This is a genomic window from Kitasatospora sp. NPDC096077, assembly GCF_040303245.1.
Taxonomy (GTDB): domain Bacteria; phylum Actinomycetota; class Actinomycetes; order Streptomycetales; family Streptomycetaceae; genus Kitasatospora.
On sequence record NZ_JBEOSV010000036.1, the window covers coordinates 82405 to 89276 of the forward strand.

The window sequence follows — 6872 nt, forward strand, 5'->3', positions numbered from 1 at the left end:
GGCCGCCCCCTGCGGGGCGCCCGGGCCAGGGTCAGACCGTGACGGTGGCGCGGAACAGGGTGCCGGACGGGCCGGAGAGGCGGGTCGGGGCGCCGGTGGCCGGGAGGAAGGCGGACTGGCCGCGGCCGAGGTCCAGGACGGCGCCGTCGGCGGCGGTGAGCCGTACCGCGCCCTCGGTGCAGAGCAGGATCTGCGGGGTGCGGCCGTCGATCTCCCGCTCCACGCCGTCCAGCTCGAAGCGGGAGAGCCGGAACTCGTCGATCGGGACGGGGTAGAGCTGCTCGCCGGGGGTGCCGTCGACATTGACCGGGTGCACCACCCCGGGGGCGCCGGGTTCGAAGAGCACGATCTTCAGCAGCTCCGGCACGTCGATGTGCTTGGGGGTGAGGCCGGCCCGCAGCACGTTGTCCGAGTTGGCCTGCAGTTCCACGCAGACGCCGGACAGGTAGGCGTGCGGCACCCCGGCGCCCAGGTAGAGCGCCTCGCCGGCCCGCAGCCGGACGTGGTTGAGCAGCATGCCGGCGATCACGCCGCGGTCGTCCGGGAAGTCCTCGGCGATCCGGGCGTACGGCGCGTACTCCCCGGCCGGGTCGGTGCCGGCCAGCACCTCGACGGCCGCCCGGACGGTCGCGCCGTCCAGGGTGAGGACGGCGGCCAGGGCGCCGCGCAGCGCCTCGGCCGGGTCCTCGACGGACAGCAGGTCGATCACCCGGTCCAGCCCGGGGACCTTGAGCCCGGCCAGCAGCCCGGCCGCCCCGGCGGGCTCGCGGAAGCCGCACAGGCCCTCGAACTCGCCCAGGGCGCAGACCATTTCGGGCTTGTGGCTGTCGTCGCGGTAGCTGCGCCCGGGGGCGTCCAGCGGGATGCCGAGGGCGTTCTCGGCGGCGAAGCCGGCCCGGGCCTGGTCGAGCGTGGGGTGGGCCTGGATGGACAGCGGGATGCCCGCGGCGAGCACCTTGAACAGGAACGGCAGGCCCGGGCCGAAGCGGGCCACGCTGGCCGTGCCGAGTTCGCCCTCGGGGTCGGCCGCGATCAGCTCGTCCAGTCGGCGCGGGCCGTCGCCGCGGTCGACCCGGGACGGGTCGCCGGGGTGGGCGCCCATCCACAGCTCGGCCTGCGGTTCGCCGGTCGGTTCCTGGCCCAGCAGCTCGGGCAGGGCCGTGAGCGACCCCCAGGCGTACGGGCGGACGGTGTTGACGAGCCTGTCCATGCGGGCGGTCCTACTCCTTCGCTGACGGGGCGGCCCCGGACGTCCCTGGTCCGGATCTCCGGGGCGGGCCCGGCGGTGCGGGCGGACCGGGTACGGGCAAGGGCATCGACCCTAGCCGACCCGGGTCACGTGCGGGGAAACGGTGGGCATGGGATGGGAGTGCCGTGGTCCGACCGGTGGTTCCCGGGCGCGGTAGTAGAATGCCAGGACGCAGTAGTCTCCGCCCTCCGCAGCATTCTCCACCGTGGTCATCCCGTCGGCGGGCTGTCGGCCGGGCCGCGTTCCAGAGTGCGGGCGACGGTGTCTCTGACACTCCCCGCCATCGGCCGAGAGGTTTGTACGTGACCGTGAACCAGCAGAGTTTTGCTGATCTCGGCAGGGTCCTGGTGATCATCCCGACCTACAACGAGGCGGAGAACGTCGAGCGGATCGTCGGTCGGGTCCGGGCCGCGGTGCCCGAGGCCCACGTGCTGGTCGCCGACGACAACAGCCCCGACGGGACCGGTGAGCTGGCCGACAAGCTGGCCGCCGAGGACGCCAACGTCCAGGTCATGCACCGCAAGGGCAAGGAGGGCCTGGGAGCCGCCTACCTGGCGGGCTTCCGCTGGGGCATCGACAACGGCTACGACGTCCTGGTCGAGATGGACGCGGACGGCTCGCACCAGCCCGAGGAACTGGACCGGCTGCTGGGCGCGCTGCGCGGCGCCGACCTGGTGCTCGGCTCGCGCTGGGTGCCGGGCGGCCGGGTGGTGAACTGGCCGAAGTCGCGGCTGCTGCTCTCGCGCGGCGGTTCGACCTACTCGCGGCTGATGCTGGGCGTGCCGATCCGGGACGTCACCGGCGGCTACCGGGCCTTCCGCAAGGAGACCCTGCTCGGCCTGGGCATGGACGAGGTGGCCTCGGCCGGGTACTGCTTCCAGGTCGACCTGGCCTGGCGCACCGTGAAGGCGGGCTTCAAGGTCGCCGAGGTGCCGATCACCTTCGTGGAGCGCGAGCTCGGCGCGTCCAAGATGAGCCGCACCATCGTGGTCGAGGCGCTCTGGCGGGTGACCTCCTGGGGCATCGCCGACCGGGTGGCCCGGCTGCGCGGTGGCGCCGCCGCACGCTGAGGTCCGTTCGTACCGAAGGGCCCGTTCGCCGAATCCGGCGGGCGGGCCCTTCGTCGTGTTCGGGTGGGGCCGGCGTCGTGTTCCGGCGGGGCCGGGTCGGCAGCCGGGTCAGCAGCCGGTCTTGGGCGCCGGTCCGCAGCCGCTCTTGAGGGCGCTCTCCGGCAGGTGGCGGTCGGCCCAGACGGCCAGTTCGGTGAGGGCCGGCTTGAGTGCGAGACCGGCCTCGGTGAGCCGGTAGCTGACCCGCAGCGGGGGGCCGGGGTCGACCTCGCGGAGCACCAGCCCGGCCTCGGTGAGCTCGGTCAGCCGGTCGGAGAGCATCCGCTCGCTGATGCCCGGGACGGCGCGGCGCAGCTCGGAGAAGTAGGCCGGGCCGCCGTGGGTCAGCACGCCCATCAGCAGGCCGGTCCAGCGCTTGCCGAGCAGGGTGAACACCCGGTTGAGGGCCAGCTCGACGTTGAAGCAGCCCTGCTCCAAGGGGGCGCACGGGTTGGCGGCGGTCGGGACTGCCTCGGTGACTGCGTCGGTGACTGCCTCGTGCTCGGCCATGGGTCCAGCGTACTCGACCGGTCATTAGTGACTATAGAAAAGTAAGCTGCTACGTTGTTTGCAGCTACTGTGTTGTTTGCAGCTGCAGCGGAAAAGGCAGCTGCTTATCATTCGGAGGTTCAGTCATGGCCACGCTCCTGCACATCGACTCCTCGGCCCTCACCGACGGCTCCGTCTCCCGCGAGGTCACCGCCGCGTTCCGGGCCGCCTGGCAGGCCGAGCACCCCGGCGGCACGGTGATCCACCGCGACCTCGCCACCGAGCCGATACCGCACCTGGACGCCCTGGGCATCAACGCCGGCTACCTCCCGGCCGAGGCGCGCACCGCCGAGCAGGCCGCCGCCTTCGCACTGCGCGAGCAGCTGATGGCCGAGCTGGAGACCGCCGACGCGGTGCTGATCGGCGCCCCGATGTACAACTTCACGATCCCGTCCACCCTCAAGGCCTGGCTGGACCAGGTGATCCTGATGGGCCGCACGGCCGGCGAGGCGCCCTCCGCCAAGGGCACCCCGGTCACCGTGGTCGCCTCCCGCGGCGGCTCGTACGCGCCCGGCGCCCCGCGTGAGCCGTTCGAGTTCGTCACCACCTACCTGGAGAAGGTGCTGGGCGGCGGGCTCGGGCTGGAGGTCGACTTCATCGTTCCCGAGCTGACCATGGCGGCGGTCGTCCCGGCGCTGGCCGAGCTCCTCCCGAAGGCCGTCGAGTCCAAGGCGCAGGCGCTGGAGCAGGCCACCCGCCGGGGCAAGGAGACCGCCGCCCGGGTCGCGGCCTGAGCGGTCCGACCCGGGGGGTGTGACCTGGGTCCGAAGGCGCGCCCCGCCGGGCGCGCCTTCCGCGCAATCGGCCGCCGGTACTCCCATGCTGTAGGGCGCAAGGAGTCCGACCGCCGAACCAGAGGGAGCAAGCCCGTGACGTCGTCCCCGCCCGAGGAGAGCGCCGGCGCGGAGCGGGCGGACGCCGAGCCCGTCGCGGCCGGGGCCGGGGCCGCCGAGCCCGCCGTGACCGGAGCCGTCGACGACGCCGGGCGGTCGGTCCCTCCGCTGGAGGTCGCCGTCTTCACCGGGCCCGAGTCGGCCTTCTTCACCACCTCCACGCTGATCCTCGGCGAGCGCACCGCGATCCTGGTCGACGCCCAGCTCACCCGCAGCGCGGGCCGCGAACTCGCCGAGTGGGTCGCGGGCAAGGGCCGCCGCCTGCTCGCCATCGTGGTCACCCACCAGCACCCGGACCACTACTTCGGCGCCGAGGAGGTGCTCCGGCTCTTCCCGGACGCCCAGCTGCTGGCCGCGCCGGCCGTGGTCGAGGGCATCCAGCGCACCGTGGCGGCCAAGGTCGCCCAGTGGAAGCCGGTCTACGGCGACGACATCCCGGACCACCCGCTGGTCCCCGCGCCGCTGCTGCCCCAGCCGCTGATGCTCGACCGGCAGGTGATCCCGGTGCTGCTGCTCGGCCAGGCCGACTGCGGGGAGTCCACCGTCGTCCACGTGCCGAGCATCCGGACCGTGATCGCCGGGGACTTCGTCTGCAACGGCACCCACGTGTGGACCGCCGACACCACCCCGGGCCAGCGCACCACCTGGGGCCACAACCTCGGCCGGATCGCCGACCTCGGGGTGGACCGGGTGATCGCCGGGCACCGCGCGCCCGAGCAGGGCGACGACGCGGCCCGGGTGCTCGCCTTCACCGGGGAGTACCTCCAGGACTTCGACCGGCTGCTGGCGGAGCACTCGGACGACCCGGAGGCGCTGGTGACGGCGATGAACGAGCGGTACGGGGAGCTGACGCTGCCGTCCTTCCTGGAGCTGGGGGCCGTCGCGAACATCGCGCGGGGGGCGGCGGTGGGGGAGGGTGCGGAGTCCTCTGGGTCCTCCGAGTCCTCTGAGTCCGAGGAGTCCGAGGAGTCCGGGGAGTCCGAGGAGGGAGGGGCGGGCGGGTAGCGCGGGATACTGGCCGCATGACGACGCCGTACGACGTGATCGTCCCGGCCGGCGGCGCGGGCCGGAGGCTCGGCGGGGTGGACAAGCCCGGGTTGCTGGTGGGGGAGAGCACGCTGCTGGACCGGGTGCTCGCCGCGTGTGTGGGCGCTCGGTCCACCGTGGTGGTCGGGCCGGTCCGGCCGACCGCGCGGGTGGGAGTCCGTTGGACCAGGGAGCGGCCGCCCGGTGGTGGACCGGTCGCCGCCGTCGCGGCGGGGCTGGACCTCGTCACCGCGGAGGTCGTGCTGCTGTTCGCCGCCGATCTGCCTTTTCTGGACCGGCGTACGGTCGATCGGTTGGTCGCCGCCCTGGACGACGCGGGGGCGTCGGTGGAGGCCGCGGTGCTGGTCGACGCGGGGGGTCGGGACCAGCCGCTCGCCGCTGCCTACCGCACTGCGGCGTTGCGCTCGGCTCTCGTCGGGCTGGGTGATCCGGCGGGGCGGCCGTTGTGGCGGCTGGTCGGGGGGCTGGCGGGGGTGCGGGTGGCCGACACGGACAACGTCGCGTACGACTGTGATACCTGGGAGGACTTGGAGCAGGCGCGGGAGCGGGAGGGGGGCTGAGGCTGAGGGGGGTCTGTCGTTTGGGGTGGGCTCTCGGGAGGGTGGGTGGCCGGGGGCGGTTCCGGGGGGGGCCGCTCCGGGGGCTGGGTGATTTTCGGACTGCCGACCCTGTCCGCTTATGCCCAGCCGCCGTTGGCAGTCTGAAAATCACCCGTCACGCCCCTCTCCGCACCCACCCCCTCCACCGCCCCCTTCCGCAGCGCGTCCCTCTCGCCTGGTTGGTTCGTGGGGTGGGCGTGCGGGCCTCACCGGGGGTGGTGGTGAGGCGTGAGGGAAACGACGCGCGCCGCACACGGGGGGAACACCTCGGGGAAACCGCCGATCAGGCAGCATGGGCGCATGGAGCGCACGCTGGAAGACTGGATCGCCGAGGTCAAGGCCGACCTGGGCATCGACCTGGATGTGGATGTCCGGGGACTGCTCGACCTGGCCCGGGTGGTCGCGCACGGGGTGGCCCGGCCGGCCGCGCCGTTGACCGCTTTTCTGATCGGTTATGCGGCCGCGCAGCAGGGGGGCGGGCCGGAGGCTGTCGCCGAGGCGAGTCGGCGGACGGCGGCGCTCGCGGAGCGGTGGGCCCCGGCCGATGACGGGCCGGGGGACGCGTGAGCGCGGTCGGGCAGAGCACGGTGACGGCCCCTGCCACCGGTCCCGGGGTGCTGGGTTGGTCGCGGGCCCGGGAGGCGGCGCGCAGGGCGGGGCTGCGGCCGTTGCCGGTGGTGGGGCTGGCGTTGGCCGGGGCGCTCGGGCACGTGCTGGCCGAGCCGCTGGGCGCGCTGACCGATCTGCCCGCCTTCGACACCTCGGCGATGGACGGGTGGGCGGTCGCCGGGCCCGGGCCCTGGCGGGTGGCCGGGCGGGTGCTGGCCGGGTGCGGTGAGGTCGCTCCGTTGGCCGACGGTGGTGCGGTGGAGATCGCCACGGGTGCTCAACTGCCGTCCGGGGCGACGGCCGTGCTGCGGCGTGAGCACGGGCGGGTGGACGGTGGGCTGCTGCGTGAGTGCGGTGCGGGGCGGCTGACGACCGGGCAGGACGTGCGCCCGCGTGGTCAGGAGTGCCGTCGGGGTGAGGAGTTGCTGCCCGCCGGGACGGTGGTGGGGCCGGCGGTGGTGGGTCTGGCGGCCGCCTGCGGTCATGACCGGCTGGCGGTGCGTCGTCGCCCGGTGGTCGAACTGCTGGTGCTGGGCGATGAGTTGCTCGATGCCGGGGTTCCCGGGCCGGGGCTGGTGCGGGACGCGCTCGGTCCGCTGCTGCCGCCCTGGTTGCGGGCGGCGGGTGTCGAGGTGGCCGAAGTGCGGTGCGTGCGCGATGACTTCGGGCTGTTGCGGGATGCGCTGCGGCACTCCACCGCCGATGTGGTGGTGACCACCGGCGGGACGGCCGCCGGGCCGGTGGACTTCCTGCACCGGGCGCTCGCCGAGGTCGGTGCCCGGCTGCTGGTGGACGGTGTGGCCGTGCGGCCCGGGCA

7 protein-coding genes and 1 pseudogene are annotated in these 6872 nt (G+C 74.0%); 6 read left to right on the forward strand and 2 right to left on the reverse strand.

Annotated elements, in window-relative coordinates; genetic code table 11:
* Window positions 1-31: 31 nt before the first annotated feature.
* Window positions 32-1210 carry a mannose-6-phosphate isomerase, class I gene (gene manA / locus ABTZ03_RS27270; RefSeq protein WP_350515715.1) on the reverse strand — a complete coding sequence of 393 codons (1179 nt, stop codon included), beginning with the start codon at window positions 1208-1210 and terminating at the stop codon, window positions 32-34.
* Window positions 1211-1551: 341 nt separating this feature from the next.
* Between manA and ABTZ03_RS27275 the strand changes: the two genes are divergently transcribed.
* On the forward strand, window positions 1552-2319 hold the full coding sequence (locus ABTZ03_RS27275) for a polyprenol monophosphomannose synthase (RefSeq protein WP_350515716.1): 768 nt from the start codon (window positions 1552-1554) through the stop codon (window positions 2317-2319).
* Between the two features lie 108 nt (window positions 2320-2427).
* Here the strand turns inward: ABTZ03_RS27275 and ABTZ03_RS27280 are convergent, their stop codons facing one another.
* Entirely contained in the window at window positions 2428-2868 is a 441-nt protein-coding gene (locus ABTZ03_RS27280; protein ID WP_350515717.1) for a winged helix-turn-helix transcriptional regulator, read from the reverse strand.
* 125 nt (window positions 2869-2993) lie between these two features.
* Between ABTZ03_RS27280 and ABTZ03_RS27285 the strand changes: the two genes are divergently transcribed.
* From ABTZ03_RS27285 to ABTZ03_RS27305, 5 genes and pseudogenes are all read left to right on the forward strand, one after another.
* Window positions 2994-3641, forward strand: coding sequence for an FMN-dependent NADH-azoreductase (locus ABTZ03_RS27285; protein ID WP_350515718.1), 648 nt, complete (start codon window positions 2994-2996; stop codon window positions 3639-3641).
* 135 nt (window positions 3642-3776) lie between these two features.
* Window positions 3777-4805 (forward strand): MBL fold metallo-hydrolase, encoded by a 1029-nt coding sequence (locus tag ABTZ03_RS27290; protein WP_350515719.1) that lies wholly within the window; start codon window positions 3777-3779, stop codon window positions 4803-4805.
* Between the two features lie 17 nt (window positions 4806-4822).
* On the forward strand, window positions 4823-5407 hold the full coding sequence (gene mobA, locus ABTZ03_RS27295; protein WP_350515720.1) for a molybdenum cofactor guanylyltransferase: 585 nt from the start codon (window positions 4823-4825) through the stop codon (window positions 5405-5407).
* A 321-nt stretch (window positions 5408-5728) separates the two neighbouring features.
* Window positions 5729-6013 (forward strand): annotated as a pseudogene (locus ABTZ03_RS27300) (DUF6457 domain-containing protein); the annotation flags it as partial.
* A partial coding sequence (locus ABTZ03_RS27305) for a molybdopterin molybdotransferase MoeA (RefSeq protein WP_502894596.1) occupies window positions 6010-6872 on the forward strand: 863 nt, incomplete at its 3' end. The pseudogene ABTZ03_RS27300 and the gene ABTZ03_RS27305, both read left to right, overlap by 4 nt.

What these genes read in the sequence shown, in the direction of transcription:
- manA (WP_350515715.1), bottom strand. Translation starts at nt 1,210, where the DNA reads ATGGACAGGCTCGTCAACACCGTCCGCCCGTACGCCTGGGGGTCGCTC.
- ABTZ03_RS27280 (WP_350515717.1), bottom strand. Translation starts at nt 2,868, where the DNA reads ATGGCCGAGCACGAGGCAGTCACCGACGCAGTCACCGAGGCAGTCCCG.
- ABTZ03_RS27285 (WP_350515718.1), top strand. Translation starts at nt 2,994, where the DNA reads ATGGCCACGCTCCTGCACATCGACTCCTCGGCCCTCACCGACGGCTCC.
- mobA (WP_350515720.1), top strand. Translation starts at nt 4,823, where the DNA reads ATGACGACGCCGTACGACGTGATCGTCCCGGCCGGCGGCGCGGGCCGG.